General features: G+C 71.2%; 16 protein-coding genes and 1 tRNA gene. 12 read left to right on the forward strand and 5 right to left on the reverse strand.

The features are described 5' to 3' along the window. The first annotated feature begins 65 nt into the window (after positions 1–65). The 6 genes from Q9R28_RS11785 to Q9R28_RS11810 all read left to right on the forward strand — a co-directional run bounded on the left by Q9R28_RS11785 (position 66) and on the right by Q9R28_RS11810 (position 3,657). Positions 66–138 (forward strand) — tRNA-Trp (locus tag Q9R28_RS11785). 20 nt (positions 139–158) lie between these two features. Beyond that, the gene (gene secE / locus Q9R28_RS11790; RefSeq protein WP_066658449.1) at positions 159–437 is read left to right on the forward strand and encodes a preprotein translocase subunit SecE; all 279 of its coding nucleotides are present in this window, start codon (positions 159–161) and stop codon (positions 435–437) included. Positions 438–583: 146 nt separating this feature from the next. After that, positions 584–1,636 carry a transcription termination/antitermination protein NusG gene (gene nusG, locus Q9R28_RS11795; RefSeq protein ID WP_209685055.1) on the forward strand — a complete coding sequence of 351 codons (1,053 nt, stop codon included), beginning with the start codon at positions 584–586 and terminating at the stop codon, positions 1,634–1,636. Positions 1,637–1,758: 122 nt separating this feature from the next. Beyond that, positions 1,759–2,190 carry a 50S ribosomal protein L11 gene (rplK, locus tag Q9R28_RS11800; protein WP_017888638.1) on the forward strand — a complete coding sequence of 144 codons (432 nt, stop codon included), beginning with the start codon at positions 1,759–1,761 and terminating at the stop codon, positions 2,188–2,190. A gap of 84 nt (positions 2,191–2,274) precedes the next feature. Next, positions 2,275–2,964 (forward strand): 50S ribosomal protein L1, encoded by a 690-nt coding sequence (gene rplA, locus Q9R28_RS11805; RefSeq protein ID WP_066655236.1) that lies wholly within the window; start codon positions 2,275–2,277, stop codon positions 2,962–2,964. 84 nt (positions 2,965–3,048) lie between these two features. Then, positions 3,049–3,657 (forward strand): Pr6Pr family membrane protein, encoded by a 609-nt coding sequence (locus tag Q9R28_RS11810; protein WP_066655235.1) that lies wholly within the window; start codon positions 3,049–3,051, stop codon positions 3,655–3,657. Here Q9R28_RS11810 and Q9R28_RS11815 read toward each other — a convergent pair. Together Q9R28_RS11815 and Q9R28_RS11820 are read right to left on the reverse strand one after the other, a co-directional pair. Beyond that, on the reverse strand, positions 3,654–4,409 hold the full coding sequence (locus Q9R28_RS11815) for a YqaJ viral recombinase family protein (protein ID WP_066655232.1): 756 nt from the start codon (positions 4,407–4,409) through the stop codon (positions 3,654–3,656). The two genes, Q9R28_RS11810 and Q9R28_RS11815, sit on opposite strands and share 4 nt — an antisense overlap. Before the next feature lie 59 nt (positions 4,410–4,468). Next, positions 4,469–5,680, reverse strand: coding sequence for an ROK family transcriptional regulator (locus Q9R28_RS11820; protein ID WP_066655230.1), 1,212 nt, complete (start codon positions 5,678–5,680; stop codon positions 4,469–4,471). Between the two features lie 143 nt (positions 5,681–5,823). Between Q9R28_RS11820 and Q9R28_RS11825 the strand changes: the two genes are divergently transcribed. From Q9R28_RS11825 to Q9R28_RS11850, 6 genes are all read left to right on the forward strand, one after another. Next, positions 5,824–6,570 carry a sugar phosphate isomerase/epimerase gene (locus tag Q9R28_RS11825; RefSeq protein WP_066655229.1) on the forward strand — a complete coding sequence of 249 codons (747 nt, stop codon included), beginning with the start codon at positions 5,824–5,826 and terminating at the stop codon, positions 6,568–6,570. After that, positions 6,567–7,724 (forward strand): Gfo/Idh/MocA family oxidoreductase, encoded by a 1,158-nt coding sequence (locus Q9R28_RS11830; protein ID WP_311206180.1) that lies wholly within the window; start codon positions 6,567–6,569, stop codon positions 7,722–7,724. The genes Q9R28_RS11825 and Q9R28_RS11830 overlap by 4 nt, the downstream gene beginning before the upstream one ends. A 159-nt stretch (positions 7,725–7,883) precedes the next feature. Continuing rightward, positions 7,884–9,185, forward strand: a complete 1,302-nt coding sequence (locus Q9R28_RS11835; protein WP_066655227.1) for a sugar ABC transporter substrate-binding protein — start codon at positions 7,884–7,886, stop codon at positions 9,183–9,185. A 170-nt stretch (positions 9,186–9,355) separates the two neighbouring features. After that, on the forward strand, positions 9,356–10,351 hold the full coding sequence (locus Q9R28_RS11840; RefSeq protein ID WP_200884102.1) for a carbohydrate ABC transporter permease: 996 nt from the start codon (positions 9,356–9,358) through the stop codon (positions 10,349–10,351). Between the two features lie 4 nt (positions 10,352–10,355). Then, complete coding sequence (locus Q9R28_RS11845; RefSeq protein ID WP_235426348.1) at positions 10,356–11,183, forward strand: carbohydrate ABC transporter permease; 828 nt, start codon at positions 10,356–10,358, stop codon at positions 11,181–11,183. A gap of 153 nt (positions 11,184–11,336) precedes the next feature. After that, positions 11,337–12,338, forward strand: coding sequence for a biopolymer transporter Tol (locus Q9R28_RS11850; RefSeq protein WP_311206181.1), 1,002 nt, complete (start codon positions 11,337–11,339; stop codon positions 12,336–12,338). A 145-nt stretch (positions 12,339–12,483) separates the two neighbouring features. Here the strand turns inward: Q9R28_RS11850 and Q9R28_RS11855 are convergent, their stop codons facing one another. Genes Q9R28_RS11855 through Q9R28_RS11865 form a run of 3 tightly spaced genes read right to left on the reverse strand, consistent with a single transcriptional unit; the run spans position 12,484 to position 15,598 of the window. Next, a complete protein-coding gene (locus Q9R28_RS11855; RefSeq protein WP_311206182.1) occupies positions 12,484–13,215 on the reverse strand; it encodes a glycosyltransferase in 732 nt (243 codons plus the stop codon). Beyond that, positions 13,212–14,561 (reverse strand): bifunctional PIG-L family deacetylase/class I SAM-dependent methyltransferase, encoded by a 1,350-nt coding sequence (locus tag Q9R28_RS11860; RefSeq protein ID WP_311206183.1) that lies wholly within the window; start codon positions 14,559–14,561, stop codon positions 13,212–13,214. The genes Q9R28_RS11855 and Q9R28_RS11860 overlap by 4 nt, the downstream gene beginning before the upstream one ends. Beyond that, entirely contained in the window at positions 14,558–15,598 is a 1,041-nt protein-coding gene (locus Q9R28_RS11865; RefSeq protein ID WP_311206184.1) for an acyl-CoA dehydrogenase, read from the reverse strand. The genes Q9R28_RS11860 and Q9R28_RS11865 overlap by 4 nt, the downstream gene beginning before the upstream one ends. Between the last annotated feature and the right edge of the window lie 69 nt (positions 15,599–15,667).

The raw sequence follows: 15,667 nt of genomic DNA on the forward strand, positions 1-15,667 counted from the left end.
CGTACACTCGACCACCGGCGCACGGAACGGTGACGGGACGTGCCCCAGGGGGTTCCGACCCCTACAGGGCGGTGGCTCAATTGGTAGAGCAGCGGTCTCCAAAACCGCAGGTTGCAGGTTCGAGTCCTGTCCGCCCTGCAAGTCTGGAAGGTGTGAAGGTGGCGAGCAAGGACATGGAGACGACGGCGGACGACGTCGTCGCGAAGGCCAAGGCCGACCGTGCTCAGCGTGGTGGCCCGATCGCTGCCGTCGTCCTCTTCATCCGCCAGGTCATCGGCGAACTCCGCAAGGTCGTCACGCCGACCCGCAAGGAGCTCTTCAGCTACACCGGCGTCGTGCTCGTCTTCGTCGTCGTGATGATGATCCTGGTGTCGATCCTCGACTTCGTCTTCGGTCTCGGCGTCGGTTACGTCTTCGGCAACGGTCCCACGGCCTGACCCGTCGCCGACCGGCCTGACGGCTGGTCTGCTGCGTCCGTTCACCTGGCCGGACCCCGACAGGAGTACGGTCGCCCGAGACGGCGACGGACGCGAACCGCTCCGGCCACTCACCCGATCCGCACCACCGAACGGAAAGAACCGCAGTGTCTGACTACTCCCGCGACGACATCGACCTCGCCACGGCTGCCGAGCAGTCCTCCGAGGTCGAGGAGAACCAGGAAGGCGACGTCGAGACCGCCGAGGGCCGTTCGGTCGAGTCCGCCGAGGAGCGTGCGATCTCCGTCGAGGACGAGGACGCCGAGTCCCTCGGGACGAGCGACGAGCCGGACGACGGCACGGTGGACACCTCCATCGACGAGGCGCTCACGGCGCTGGCCGAGTCCCGCGACCCCGAGGCGGACGCCGTCGTCGACGACGCGCTCGACATCGACTCCGCCGACGAGGCCGAGGCCGCCGTCGAGGCGGTCGAGGACGAGGAGGAGACCGAGCTCGAGGACGCCTCCGCAGCCGAGGCGAACGAGACGCTCGCCGCGGACGAGGCCCTCGACGCCGACGAGGTCGACGACGAGCCCGCCGAGGTCGACCCGTACGACGCCTTCAAGGCCGAACTGCGGATGAAGCCGGGCAAGTGGTACGTCATCCACTCCTACGCGGGCTTCGAGCGCCGCGTGAAGTCGAACATCGAGAACCGCATGATCTCGATGTCGATGGAGGACTCGATCTACCAGGTCGAGGTCCCGATGGAGGACGTCGTCGAGATCAAGAACGGGCAGCGCAAGCTGGTCACCCGCGTCCGGATCCCCTCGTACGTGCTCGTCCGCATGGACCTCAACGAGGACTCGTGGTCGGTCGTCCGCCACACCCCCGGTGTCACCGGCTTCGTCGGCAACGCCCACAACCCGACGCCGCTCCGCTTCGACGAGGCGTTCGGCATGCTGAAGTCGCTCGTGCAGGTCGCCGAGGCCGCACCGACCAAGGGCGGCGCGAAGTCCGGCGGTGCCGCACAGGCGCAGCCGCAGGCCGAGGTCGACTTCGAGATCGGCGAGACGATCACCATCAAGGAAGGCTCGTTCGCGGGCCTGCCGGGTTCGATCTCCGAGATCAAGCCGGAGAGCGGCAAGCTCACCGTCCTCGTCTCGCTGTTCGAGCGCGAGACCCCGGTCGAGCTCAGCTTCGACCAGGTCACCAAGCTGTAGTAAGCTACTGAGGTTTGGCCCCGCGTGCTGTGGCATGCGGGGCTTCACCGCGGTCCGGATCCGCCGGGCCAGCGGGAGAGTGCACGGATCCCCGTGCGTTCGATTCCAGGAGGAAGCACAACATGGCACCGAAGAAGAAGGTCACGGGCCTCATCAAGCTGCAGATCAACGCGGGCGCCGCCAACCCGGCCCCGCCGATCGGTCCTGCGCTCGGTCAGCACGGCGTGAACATCATGGAGTTCTGCAAGGCGTACAACGCCGCGACCGAGTCGCAGCGCGGGAACGTCGTGCCGGTCGAGATCACCGTCTACGAGGACCGTTCGTTCACGTTCGTCCTCAAGACCCCGCCGGCCGCAGAGCTGATCAAGAAGGCCGCGGGTGTGCAGAAGGGGTCCTCGACCCCGCACACGGTCAAGGTCGCGAAGATCTCGATGGACCAGGTCCGTCAGATCGCCGAGACCAAGCAGGCCGACCTGAACGCCAACGACATCGAGCAGGCCGCGAAGATCATCGCCGGCACCGCTCGTTCGATGGGCATCACGGTCGAGGCGTAAGCCTCAGCGCCCCACACACCCCGACCCCTTTCCGTGGGAGAGCCTCGCCGGCTCGTCAACCACGTAGCTCCTGAGGAGAACACCATGGCGAAGAAGTCCAAGGCCTACCAGGCCGCGGCCGCGAAGATCGAGGCCGACAAGTTCTACACCCCGACCGAGGCAGTCGCCCTCGCGAAGGAGACCGGCTCGGCGAAGACCGACTCCACGGTCGAGGTCGCGCTGAAGCTCGGCGTCGACCCGCGCAAGGCCGACCAGATGGTCCGCGGCACGGTCATCCTGCCGCACGGCACGGGCAAGACCGCCCGCGTCATCGTCTTCGCCGTGGGCGCTGCGGCCGAGGCCGCCATCGCCGCCGGTGCCGACGAGGTCGGTGGCGACGAGCTCATCGCGAAGGTGGCCGAGGGCTACACCGCGTTCGACTCCGCCGTCGCGACGCCGGAGCTCATGGGCAAGGTCGGTCGTCTCGGCAAGGTGCTCGGCCCGCGTGGCCTCATGCCCAACCCGAAGACCGGCACCGTGACCCCGAACGTGGCGCAGGCCGTCAACGACATCAAGGGCGGCAAGATCGAGTTCCGCGTCGACAAGCACGCCAACGTGCACTTCGTCGTCGGCAAGGCCTCGTTCACGCCGGAGCAGCTCGACGAGAACATCTCGGCCGCGCTCGAGGAGATCGTCCGCCTCAAGCCGTCCGCGTCGAAGGGCCGCTACATCATGAAGGGCGCCGTCTCGACGACGTTCGGACCGGGCATCCCGCTCGACGTCAACGCCATCTGATCGACTGATCAGCTCAGGAGGACCCGCACCGATCGGTGCGGGTCCTCCTGCGTTCCCGGGGGTCCGACCGGATACCGTGGCCTCGTGCGGACCCTCGTGAACTCCCTCCGGCTCGTCGCCGTGATCGCGGTCGTCGCCGCGGTCCTCGCGCAGTGGCTCGTGACCTCCCGGACGCCGGACTACCTGTTCTGGAACTTCTTCGGCTACTTCACGATCCAGTCGAACCTCATCGTCGCGGTGGCTTTCGCGCTGACCCTCGTGGCAGCAGCGCGACGGCAGCGCAGCAACCTGCTGCTCACCGGGTTCCGGGGTGCGGCGACGGTGTACATCGCCACGACGGGCGTCGTCTACAACACGCTGCTCGTCGGGGCCTCGGTGTCGAACACGGTGCCGTGGTCGAACGACGTGCTGCACAAGGTGATCCCGCTGTACGCCGTGCTCGACTGGCTGGTGTTCTCCGACCGGGCGCGGCTGCTCCTCCGGCACGTCTGGTGGTTCCTGGTCTACCCGGCGGTCTGGCTCGTCGTGGTGCTCGTCCGCGGCGCGACCGACGGGTGGGTCCCGTACCCGTTCCTGGACCCTGCGCAGGGCTACGGCGTCGTGGCGCTGTACTGCCTCGGCGTCGCGGTGTTCATCGGGCTCATGGGGATCCTCGTGGTGGGGATGAGCCGGCTGCGTCTGCTGCGGGTCTAGACCCGGAACGTCCGGAGCTTGTCGAGCACGAGGTCCGCGAGCTGGACGAGCCCGCGGATCTGGTCGTCGTCGCGGTCGACCCACCGGCACTCGGGTTCGTCGGCGACGGGCACGAAGTCGTCGTGGCGCTCCCACACGAACAGGGTGCGGTCGGCCCCCAGGACGTACTGCTGCCACCAGACCTGGCGCAGGTAGTGCCGGGGGATGCTCCGCCAGCCCTTGCCCGTGGTCTTGATCTCGGCGAGCACGAGTCGGTCCGACGCGTCGTGGCCGACGCCGTCGGGGGTCGCCAGGTGCGCGCGGTTCGTGCTCGCGTGGAAGAGGTGGGCCGACGGCTCGATGCCGTGCGTGGCCGCGACCCAGGCGGCGATCACGGGCTCACGGTCCTTGCCGTGCTCGGTCCAGGCGTTGCCCGAGAACCGGGAGCCGTACCGCTTCTCGGCGACGACGGTCTCGACCGCGCGCAGCGACGCGAGCCGTGCGACGTCGGTCGCGGTGATGCCCATCGCGCGGGCGCGGAGCCACGCCACCCGGTCGGACGAGTGCGCGACGATCCGCTCGGTGTGCCCGCGGAGCGCGGTGAACGCGTCGTGGCCACCGGGCGCGGACCGCGGGCCCGCGGCAGGACGACCGACGGGAGCAGCGTCGCGTGCAGCCGACCGCACGGCGGACGTGGCCGGCGCGGCGGAGGCGGGGAGGGCCTCCAGACCGGGGTCCAGGTCGCCCCACAGGGTGGGCTGCACGATCGTCACCGGACGATTGTCACCCCGCGGGCCGACACGGCGCGAACCGACGCGCGCGGCGTCCGCCCTCAGGAGACGAGCTGACGGCCCTCGGCGGGGGCGACGAGCTCGTCGACGCCGGCGGGGGAGAGCGCGTAGTCGAGGGCGAGCACGGCTGCGCCCTGCAGGGCGGCGACGGAGCCCGCACGGGACTGCGCGATCACGAGGTGCTCGGTGGCGAGGGGCATCGAGCGGGCGTAGACGACCTCGCGGACACCGGCGAGCAGGTGCTCCCCGGCACGGGTGATGGAGCCGCCGAGCGTGATCACGGACGGGTTGACGAGCGAGACACAGGTCGCGAGGACCTCGCCGATGTCCCGGCCGGCCTGTCGGACGGCCCCGATCGCGTCGAGTTCCGACCGGTTCACCAGGTCGATGACGTCGCCGCTGGTGTGCACGTCGTGGCCCTTCGCCCGCAGGGCGCGGGCGATGGCCGGGCCGGAGGCGACGGCCTCGAGGCAGCCGGTGTTGCCGCAGTGGCACGGCACGTCGCCCGCGCGGGACACGCGCACGTGACCGATGTCGCCCGCGGTGCCCTGCGCGCCCCGGCGGAGCTGCCCGTCGGAGACGATGCCCGAGCCGATGCCGGTCGCGACCTTCACGAACAACAGGTGGTCCAGGTCCGGCCAGCCGTACGCCCGTTCGCCGAGCGCGGCGATGTTCACGTCGTTGTCGACCAGCACGTGCGCGGCGACGTGGCCGCGCAACCAGCCGGGGACGTCGAAGCCGTCCCAGCCCGGCATGATCGGCGGGTTCGCCGGGCGCCCGGTGGAGAACTCGACCGGGCCGGGGACGCCGATGCCGATCGCGACGACGTCGTCGCGCCGCCGACCGACCTCGTCGAGCAGTTCGTCGACGGTCTCGACCAGCCACGTGAGGGTGGGGACCGGGCCGGCGGCGATGTCGATCGCGGCCTCTCGCGTCGCCAGCGGGGCCCCGACGAGGTCGGTCACGGCGACCCGCCCGTGCGAGGCACCGAGGTCGGCGGCCACGACGAGGCGTGCGCGCGGGACGAGGGCGACCTGGGCGGGGGGACGGCCGCCGGTCGACGCGGCGGTCTCCACGGGGCCCACGAGCCCCACGTCGACCAGGGCGTCCAGGCGCACGGCGATCGTCGAGCGTGCGAGTCCCGTCAGGGCGGCGAGCTCCGCCCGGGTCCGCGGCACACCGTCGCGGAGGATCTGGAAGAGTTCGCTCGCTCCGACCGGCGGCGACGCTGCCGTCCGGGTGAAGTCGATCATGTCGGGAGTGAAGCACACATCGAACGCGCCACGCAACGAAGACTGTCGAGGACTTCGCAACTTCTGCTTGACCGCCGACAGAAGCGGCCATAGTGTGACGCTCGATCACTGACGATCCACCATCTCGACGAGGAGAACCCCTGGTGACACAACCCCTGTCGGTCCAGCTCTACACGGTGCGGGACGCCCTCTCGGCGGACCTGCCGGGCACGCTCCAGCGCATCGCGTCCATCGGTTACACGAACGTCGAGGCCTTCGGCTTCGTCGACCGCGCCGAGGAACTGCGCGACGCCCTGGCGGCCGCTGGCCTGCAGGCACCGAGCGGCCACGCCCGTCTGCTGGACGCCGGGGAGCAGGACCTCGAGCGCATCCTCCACGCCAGCGTCACGGTCGGGCTGGGGACGCTCATCGACCCGCACATCGACGAGGCCCGCTGGACGACCCGCGAGGACGTCGAGGCCGTCGCCCGCGAACTCAGCGCACTGGCTCCCCGCGCCGCCGACCACGGACTCGTGCTCGGCTACCACAACCACGCGTTCGAGTTCTCGAACCGCATCGACGGCGTGAGCGCCTACGAGGTCTTCGCCGACGCGCTGTCCGACGACGTCGTCCTCGAGCTCGACACCTACTGGGTGACGGTCGGTGGCGACGACCCGGTCGCGATCCTCGGCAAGTACGGCGACAAGGTGCAGTTCCTGCACGTCAAGGACGGCGACGGCTCGCACGACGACGAGAAGCAGGTCGCGGTGGGCAACGGCGTCATGCCGATCCGCGACATCGTCGCCGCGGCGCCGGACGCCCAGCACGTCGTCGAGCTCGACGGCCACGAGGGCGACGTGTTCCAGGCCGTCGCCGACTCGTACACGTTCCTGCAGGGGGTCCGCGCATGACCGACACGACGACCGCGGCGGGCGCGCAGCAGTCCGACGACGCCGCGCGCCGCAATGGCCCGGTCGGGGTCGGCGTCATCGGGGCCGGGGTCATCTCCGACCAGTACCTGTCGAACCTCACGGTCTTCCCCGACGTCGAGGTCCGGTTCATCGCCGACATCGACGAGGCACGTGCCGCCGCCCAGGCCGAGAAGTGGGGCGTCGCCGGATCCGGCTCGGTGGAGCAGCTCCTCGCCGACGACGACGTCGAGATCGTCGTGAACCTGACCATCCCGGCCGCGCACGTCGAGGTCGCCCTCCGCGCCCTCGCCGCGGGCAAGCACGTCTGGGGCGAGAAGCCCTACGCGCTCGACCGTTCCAGCGCGGCCGAGCTCCGGGACGCGGCGCGCGCCGCCGGCAGGACCGTCAGCGTCGCGCCGGACACGTTCCTCGGCGCCGGACTGCAGACCGCCCTCCGGACGATCCGCGACGGTCGGATCGGCACACCGCTCAACGGTCTGACGCTCTTCCAGAGCCCCGGCCCGGAGTCGTGGCACCCGAGCCCCGAGTTCCTCTTCGCGGACGGCGCCGGCCCGCTGTTCGACATCGGCCCGTACTACATCACCACCCTGGTGCAGGCGTTCGGACCCGTCGCGAAGGTCACCGCCACCGCCTCGAGGTCCCGTGCCACCCGCACGATCGGCTCGGGTCCGAAGGCCGGGACGGAGTTCCCCGTCGACGTGCCGACGAACCACTCGGCGCTGATCCAGTTCGAGGACGGCGGGAGCGCGCAGAGCGTGTTCTCGTTCGAGTCCGACCGTGGCCGCACCGGCTTCGTCGAGATCGCGGGGGAGACAGGGACCGTCGTGTTCCCGGACCCGAACGACTTCGACGGCGACACCGAGCTGTACGTGCTCGGTGCGGACGAGCCCGAGACGATCCCCGCCGTCGGGTCCACCTACTCGCGGGGGACGGGCGTGGTCGACCTGGCCCGCTCCCTCCGTGCGGGTGAGGAGAACCGGGTCCCCGGCGACCTCGCCTTCCACGTCCTCGACGTGATGGTCTCCATCGCCGAGGCGGCAGAACGTGGTGAGACGGTGCTCGTGGAGAGCACCGTCGCACCCTCCCCGACCCTCCCCGAGGGCTGGGACCCGGCGGAGTCGACCCTGTCCTGACCGGACGCGCCGGCGTCCGTCCGCGGACGACGGCACACCCGGGCAGGGCATCGGGACGACCCCGCACGCCGGTGACGGCGACGTCGACCGGCACGCACACAGCAGCACCCGACACGTACACCCCTTCGCACCATCTCAACGACGAGAAAGTAGAGAGTCATGCGCACTGCCATCCGCGCACTGGCCATCACCGCGGCCGCGGCACTCACCGTGACCGGCCTGGCGGCCTGCTCCTCCGGGTCGTCCGGTTCCTCCGGCGACTCGAAGACGCTCACGTACTGGGCGTCCAACCAGGGCACGTCCCTGCAGAACGACAAGGAGGTGCTCACCCCCGTCCTCGAGAAGTTCACCAAGGAGACCGGGATCAAGGTGGACCTCCAGGTCATCGGCTGGAACGACCTGCAGACGAAGATCACCACCGCCGTCACCTCGGGCCAGGGCCCGGACGTGGTCAACATCGGCAACACCTGGGCGACGTCGCTCCAGGCCACCGGCGCCTTCCAGGAGTTCGGTGACTCGGAGATGGAGGCGATCGGCGGTGCCGACAAGTTCGGCAAGGTCGCGCTGTCCACCGGTGGTGCTCCGGGCAAGACCGTCACGAGCGTCCCGCTCTACGGCCTCGCCTACGGCCTGTACTACAACAAGCAGATGTTCAAGGACGCCGGCCTCGAGGCACCCACCACGTGGGAGGAGCTGACCGCCGACGCGAAGAAGCTCACCACCGACGGCAAGTACGGCTTCACCATCGCCGGTGGCTCGTACACCGAGAACGCGCACTTCGCCTTCATCAACTCGGCGCAGAACGGCGGCGAGTGGTTCGACGAGGACGGCAACCCGACCTTCACCCAGAAGGCGAACGTCGACGGCATCAAGCGCTACCTCGACCTGATGCAGTCCGACAAGGCGGTCAACACCTCGAACGCGCAGTACGACAACGGCACGCAGGCGGTGTCGGACTTCGCGAACAAGAAGGCCGCGATGATGCTGACGCAGAACAACGCCAACGCCACGATCACGTCGAACGGCATGTCCGCCGACGACTTCGGCGTGGTGCCCTTCCCGGCACCCGAGGGCGCGAAGGACATCGCCTCCTTCCCCGCCGGCATCAACCTGTCGGTCTTCAAGAACACGAAGAACAAGGACGGTGCGCTGAAGTTCGTCAAGTACATGACGAGCGAGGACACCCAGACGACGCTCGACAAGCCGTACTCGGCCCTGCCGGTGCTCGCCTCGGCTGCCGACTCGGTCTCCGACGAGCAGACGAAGACGTTCCTCGACATCTACAACAACAAGGCGAAGCCGCTCCCGCTGGTGCCCGCCGAGGACCAGTTCGAGTCGACGGTCGGCAAGGCGATGAACGACATGTTCGCCAAGATCGCCACCGGCGGCACGGTGTCCGACAGCGACATCAAGACGGCCCTGCAGACCGCGCAGGACCAGGTCTCGCAGTCGGTCGGCTAGTCGGCCGGGAGGCCCGGGGTGCGTCCGCAGGACGCGCCCCGGGCCTCGCCCCTCCACACCCGGCCCCGCGCCGGGGGTGAGCGCATCGGCTCACGCACGCCGCGCCTCCCGTCCGCTGCCACGGACCCGCGCGAAGCACCGATCCCCCTCCTGCCGGAAGGCCCCCACCCATGACCACCTCGGTCCTGCCCGACTCCGAGCGCATCGACCTGACCCACACGAAGGCACCGACCCTGTCGGGGCCGCAGCCGGGTCGGAAGCCGAAGCGCCACTGGCTGCCGTACGCGCTCGTCGCGCCGGCGGTCCTCTTCGAGCTGCTCATCCACATCGTGCCGATGCTCACCGGCATCTGGATCTCGTTCGTGCAGCTCACCAAGTACTTCATCGCGAACTGGGGAGCCGCGCCCTTCGCCGGGCTGCGGAACTACTCGGTCGCCATCGACTTCGACCAGGCCATCGGCAAGGGCGTCCTCAACTCGTTCCTCATCACCTGCGGCTACACGGTCATCGTCGTCGCGCTGGCGTGGACCTTCGGCATGGCTGCGGCGGTCGCGCTGCAGAAGCCCTTCAAGGGCCGCGGGCTCTTCCGCACGCTCTTCCTCGTGCCGTACGCGCTGCCGATGTACGCCGGCATCATCACCTGGAAGTTCATGTTCCAGCGGGACTCGGGTGCCGTGAACCACGTCCTCGTCGACCAGCTCGGACTCTTCGGTGGGCAGGGACCGTTCTGGCTGATCGGCTCGAACGCGTTCGTCTCGGTCGTCGTCGTCGCGATCTGGAAGACCTGGCCGTTCGCGTTCCTCATGCTCATGGCGGGCCTGCAGTCGGTGCCGAACGACGTGTACGAGGCCGCGTCGGTGGACGGTGCGAAGCCCTTCCGCCAGTGGCGCTCCATCACGCTGCCGATGGTCCGTCCGGTCAACGTGACGCTCGTGCTCGTGATGTTCCTCTGGACGTTCAACGACTTCAACACGCCGTACGTGCTGTTCGGCTCGACCGCGCAACCGCCGGCCGCCGACCTGCTCAGCTTCCACATCTACAACGCGTCGTTCATCACCTGGAACTTCGGTTCCGGCGCCGCGATGAGCGTGCTGCTCCTCATCTTCCTGCTCATCGTCACGGGCATCTACCTGGCCGTGACCAACCGGAGGTCCGTCCGTGCGTGAAACAATGGGCGCCAAGTCCTTCAAGGTCGTCACGATCGTCCTGTTGACGTTGTTCACGGTCGTCCCGCTCTACGTGATGATCACCACGGCGATGAAGCCGCTCGGCGACGTGCAGGACAACTTCACGTGGATCCCGACCAACATCACCCTCCAGCCGTTCATCGACATGTGGTCGACGGTGCCGCTGGCGAAGTACTTCGTGAACTCGCTCGTGGTCTGCACGATCGCGACGCTGTTCTCGCTGATCATCGCCACGTTCGCCGCGTACGGTGTCTCGCGCTGGAACTTCAAGGGCAAGAGCACCTTCACCACGGCGGTGCTCTCCACCCAGATGTTCCCGGGCGTGCTGTTCCTGCTGCCGCTGTTCCTCATCTTCACGAACCTCGGCAACGCGCTCGGCATCCAGCTCGTCGGGTCGTGGCTCGGCCTGATCATCACCTACCTGACGTTCACGCTGCCGTTCTCGATCTGGATGCTGTCCGGGTACTTCGAGACGATCCCGCGGGAGCTCGACGAGGCCGCGATGGTCGACGGCTCCGGACCGATGGGCGCGCTGTTCCGGGTCATCCTGCCCTCGGCGCGACCCGGTCTCGTCGCGGTCGGCATCTACTCGTTCATGACCGCGTGGGGCGAGGTCCTCTTCGCCTCGGTGATGACGAACGGCGACGGGCAGCTGCTCGCGAACGGTCTGCAGCAGTACTCCACGCAGACGAACGTGTACTGGAACCAGATCATGGCGGCGTCGCTCGTCGTCTCGATCCCGGTCGTGGTGGCGTTCCTCATCGTGCAGCGCCAGTTCGTGGCCGGTCTGACCGCGGGTGCGGTGAAGTAGGCGCTCCCGGCTGGCCCGGCCGGGCTCGGCTGGCGGGCCCGGCCGGCCTACCCGAGACTCGGCTCGGCGGACAGTTTCGCGGGACTTCGCCCGTGGAACTGTCCGCCGGGCCGAGTCTCGTCGGTGCGTGGTCCGATGCGACAGGATGGACAGATGACGGGGACGCGAGGACGGCAGCTGCTGCCGGGGCAGAGCAGCCGGGTGCACGTGTACGACGTCGAGACCCGGACGTCGAGGCTCGTGTTCTCGTCGGACCGGGTGCTCGTCGAGGCGCCGAACGTGCGCGACGACGGCACGCTCGTGCTGAACGGGGACGGGGACCTCTGGCTCCTGACCCCGCCAGCGACGGGCAGCGACACGGTGCTCGATGAGACCGCTCTCGTCCGCGTGCCGATGCCGGGCGTCGACGAGATCAACAACGACCACGTGCTCGACCCCGGCGGCGACTCCGTGGTGGTGAGCGCCCGCGACGGCGAGCTGTACCGGGTCCCGTTGCCCGAGGGCGGGTCGGCGGTCCGCATCACCGACACCGCCGCGGTGCTGCCGGTGGTCCGGAAGTACTACCTGCACGGCATCGCGCCCGACGGTTCGACCCTCGCGGCGATCGTGGGGGAGCGCACGCCGGAGGGGGTCTGGACGACCGACGTCGCCCTCGTCGACGCAGCGTCCGGCGACACGACCTTCCTCACGCGGGACCCCCACCCGGACGACGGGTGCGCGATCACGCCGGACGGCGCCACCGTCCTGTTCAACACCGAGCGCTTCACACCGGGCACCGCGCAGCTCGCGTCGCTCCGGCTCGGGGCCCGCGACGGCGCAGCGGGCGACGGCGCTGCGGGCGACGGCGGTGTGGGCGACGGCGGTGCGGGCGGTCCCGTGCAGATCACCGCCGACGACCGCGTGAACTGGTTCCCGCACCTGTCCCCGGACGGCGCGCACCTGCTCTACCTGTCGTACGGCCCCGGCGTGCAGGGGCACCCCGCCGACCACCGGGTCGAGCTGCGGCTGCTGCCCGGGGTCCTGGCCCGGGGCGCGCGGATCGCCGTCGTGCCCGAGACCCTCGTCGCGCTCGACGGCGGCCAGGGGACCGTCAACGTCCCGCCGTGGTCGCCCGACTCGCGCTGGTTCGCGTACTGCGACTACCCCGTCACCTGAGCGCGTCGGGCCGCTCCGCGGGAGTGTCCGCGCAGACCCGCACCGCACGACGCAATGTCGGCGACTGCTCGCAGCGGTGTCGCCGTGCGGGCAGCCGCCGACGTTGCGTTCCGCGGAAGGGGCGGGCGGGGGCCGGAGGGGCGGGTCAGCCGGCGTCGCCGTAGGTGCGACGGAGGTGCTCCGCGTACCCACCGGGGGTCCGGCCGGCGAAGCGTCCGCTCGTGACCACCGGGAGCTCGGTCGTCGCCCGGACGTCGAGCCCGAGTGCCCGTGCCCGGTCCACCAGTCGGACGTCCTCGTGCTCGGGCACGGGGTCGAAGCCGCCCAACGCGGTGTCGGCGTCCGCCCGCACGCCGAGGTTCGCGCCGTGCACGTGCCCGAGGGTCGCCCCGGGCGGGTGTGCCGCCCGCCAGCGGTCGAGCACCGCGGGGTCGAGGTCGTCCGGGTCGGGGACGACCGCGCCGACGAGCAGGTGCGCTCCGGCGAGCAGGGCGTCCACCTGCTGCACGAGCCAGTCCGGGTGGACGCGCGAGTCGGCGTCGGTGTGCGCGAACCAGTGCCGGCCGGGCGTGGTCGCCCGGGCGAGGGTCCTCGCGTGCGCGGTGCCGAGTGCCCGCGCGCGACCCACGCCGACGCGCGACGAGGTCCTGACGTGCAGGCGGCCCGTCCGCCACACGGGGTCCGCCTGCCGCGCCGTCCCGACGATGCCGGCCGTACCGTCCGTGCAGCCGTCGAGGACGAGCGTCACGGCGGCCCGGGTCGACGGGTGCGCGTCGTGGAGTGACGTGACGGCGGTCGCCAGTGCGTCGAGGGCGGCGCGGACGGAGGTCTCCTCGTCGTGCACCGGGACGACGACGTCGATGCGGGTGGCGCTCACCGGACGAGCCCCTCGGCCCGGGCGACCGAGGCGACGGCGGGTCCCGGCAGCACACTGAGCACGAAGTCCTCCTCGACGTGCCGGACGAGTGCGGGCCGCGGCCAGCGGGCGGCCAGCCGCGCGTCCACCGTGTCGCCGTCGGTCACCGCGTCGTCGTCCGGGTGGCGCCAGTGGCAGGCGACGAGCACGCCGTCGTCGTCGAGCGTCTCGAGCACCCGGTCGACGGTGCGGTCGAGGTCGTCCGGCGACAGGTAGTAGCCGACCTCCGAGAGCACCACCAGGTCCCACCGGCCGTCCGGCCACTCGGCGGGGAACGCGGCGGTCTCGAACCGGGCGCCCGGTGCCCGTCGCTCCGCCCGCTCGATCGCGGCGGCAGCGACGTCCGTGCCGAGGACCGCGTCCGCGCGCTCGGTGAGGGCCGCGGTGAGCACGCCGGTCGCGCAGCCGAGCTCGAGCGCCGACCGGAAGCGGGGGCGGGGGAGTGCGGCCAGGGTGACGGCGCGCTTCCGTTGCTCGTACCAGGAGCCGTCGAAGTCCCACCCCTCGGGCTTCCGCGCGTAGTGCGCGTCGAAGGAGTCCCCGGAGCGCGACCGCACCGGCGCGAACAGCCACTCCTCGACCCGCAGGTGGTGCGCCGCGTGACGGTCGTCGACGATCGCCTCGTCCCCGGGTGCTGCCGACAACGGCAGCGTCTGCGACGGGTAGGCGGCCAGCGCCCGGGCCTTCCGGTCACGGACGTCCGCGTCGAGGGTGAGCGTGCGGGCCCGGTCCCACGGTGCGGTCGGAGCAGCCGGGTCGTCCCAGTGCCAGGCCCACACCGGGTACGCGAGCAGGTCGGTGCCCGGCGTCGCGTCGACCACCTGCTCCGCGACCTCGCCGGCGATCCGGTGGTCGCGGTGTCCGTCCCCGCGCCAGGGCGCGACGACGAGCGTCGGACGCGGCGCCCCGGCGAGACGGTGCTCGAGTGCGGCGCGCAGCACGTCGACGTGTTCCCGCACCGCGCCGTCGGGCACGTCGAGCTCGGTCGCGCCGGCCGTCGGGTGCAGCACGCGCAGCGCGGCCCGGAACTCGGCGGCGCGACGGGGCGCGAGCTCGGCGGGTGTCACCGTGGGGGAGTCCGGGTGCGAGCGCTCGCCGCGGGTGACGAGCAGCACGTGGACGGGGATGCCGGCGTCCGCGGCCGTCGCGATCAGGCCACCGGCGCCGAGGGTCTCGTCGTCGGGGTGCGGCGCGACGACGACCACCGAGCCGACACCGCGCAGGTCGACCGGCACCGCGGGCACCGAGCGGAGCAACGCCGTCCACGCCGCGGGATCGGTCCCGGGTTCGCGGTGGTCGAAGCTCACCACGCGACACCGCCGCGTTCGGTGACGATGCGTCCGACCCGGGCGAGGTCGCGCTCCCCGTGGTCCTGCAGCACGTAGAGCCCGAGGTCGGCGACCCTTGCGGCGACCGCGGGGTCGCTCGTCAGCGGGGCGGGGCCGAGCGTCGCGACGACGCGCTGCGACACGGCGTCGACCGCGCGACGGACCCGCGACCGCGTGACCTGCGCCACGAGCGACCAGTCGGTGTCGTCGTCCGACCCGGCCGCGTCGATCCGGGCGGCGGCGGTCGCCAGGGCGTCCTCGGCGTCGGCGAGGTCGAGGACCGTCGCGCCGAGCGCTGCCCGGAGCAGTTCGGCGTCGGGTCGGGCCGCCGCGGCGGACCGCAGCAGCCGGGCGAGGCCGACGGCTCCGCCCCACCAGCAGGCCGCGACGCCGATGCCGCCCCAGGCGAAGCCCGGGCGGGTGAGGTACCAGCCGGGTGCGCCGACCGCGGTCGCCCGGACGCCGGTGCAGTCGACCGGGCCGCTCGGGACGTCGGGCATCCCGCGCGCGACCCAGGCCTCGTCGTGCGCCGTGACACCGTCCTGTCGCAGGTCGACCGCGAACAGCTGCCGGTCGTCACCGATGTGCGCGGTGACGAGCGCGTGCGAGAGCGTCGACGCGAGCGAGCACCAGGGCTTCGTCCCGTCGAGCCGGACGGCGTCGGGACCGGCGGCGGGGTCAGGGGTCGCGGTGAGCGTCGTCCCCGGCGCCTCGGCCGCGAAGACGCCCCAGGTCGAGCACGCCGGGGCGGCCGAACCGGCCTGGGCGAGGATGCCGAGCGCGTCGAGGTGCGGTTCGACGGTGCGGGCGAGCGCGACGTCGGCGGCGGCGACCGCGGCGAGGGCCGCGAACGCGCCGCCGGCGGATCCTGCGGACAGGGGCGGAGCGGTGTCGGCCAGCCACCGTGCGAAGGCGAGCCGGTCCTGCGGGGACGAGCCGGTCCTCCCGGCCGCCGCCTCGACGTCCGCGGTGTCGACGTCCGTCACGGACGGGGGCCAGGCCGGGGATCGCAGCATGGTGCCGACGCTACGGGCGACTCCCCGGGCGGCTGCTCGGGAAGCGTCGACGAGCCCCGGGACCGGTGG

The organism is Curtobacterium sp. BRD11 (genome assembly GCF_031844345.1).
Classification (GTDB): Bacteria; Actinomycetota; Actinomycetes; order Actinomycetales; family Microbacteriaceae; genus Curtobacterium.

What these genes read in the sequence shown, in the direction of transcription:
- Q9R28_RS11850 (WP_311206181.1), top strand. Translation starts at nt 11,337, where the DNA reads ATGACGGGGACGCGAGGACGGCAGCTGCTGCCGGGGCAGAGCAGCCGG.
- Q9R28_RS11845 (WP_235426348.1), top strand. Translation starts at nt 10,356, where the DNA reads ATGGGCGCCAAGTCCTTCAAGGTCGTCACGATCGTCCTGTTGACGTTG.
- Q9R28_RS11865 (WP_311206184.1), bottom strand. Translation starts at nt 15,598, where the DNA reads ATGCTGCGATCCCCGGCCTGGCCCCCGTCCGTGACGGACGTCGACACC.
- rplA (WP_066655236.1), top strand. Translation starts at nt 2,275, where the DNA reads ATGGCGAAGAAGTCCAAGGCCTACCAGGCCGCGGCCGCGAAGATCGAG.
- Q9R28_RS11830 (WP_311206180.1), top strand. Translation starts at nt 6,567, where the DNA reads ATGACCGACACGACGACCGCGGCGGGCGCGCAGCAGTCCGACGACGCC.
- Q9R28_RS11820 (WP_066655230.1), bottom strand. Translation starts at nt 5,680, where the DNA reads ATGATCGACTTCACCCGGACGGCAGCGTCGCCGCCGGTCGGAGCGAGC.
- Q9R28_RS11835 (WP_066655227.1), top strand. Translation starts at nt 7,884, where the DNA reads ATGCGCACTGCCATCCGCGCACTGGCCATCACCGCGGCCGCGGCACTC.
- Q9R28_RS11840 (WP_200884102.1), top strand. Translation starts at nt 9,356, where the DNA reads ATGACCACCTCGGTCCTGCCCGACTCCGAGCGCATCGACCTGACCCAC.
- rplK (WP_017888638.1), top strand. Translation starts at nt 1,759, where the DNA reads ATGGCACCGAAGAAGAAGGTCACGGGCCTCATCAAGCTGCAGATCAAC.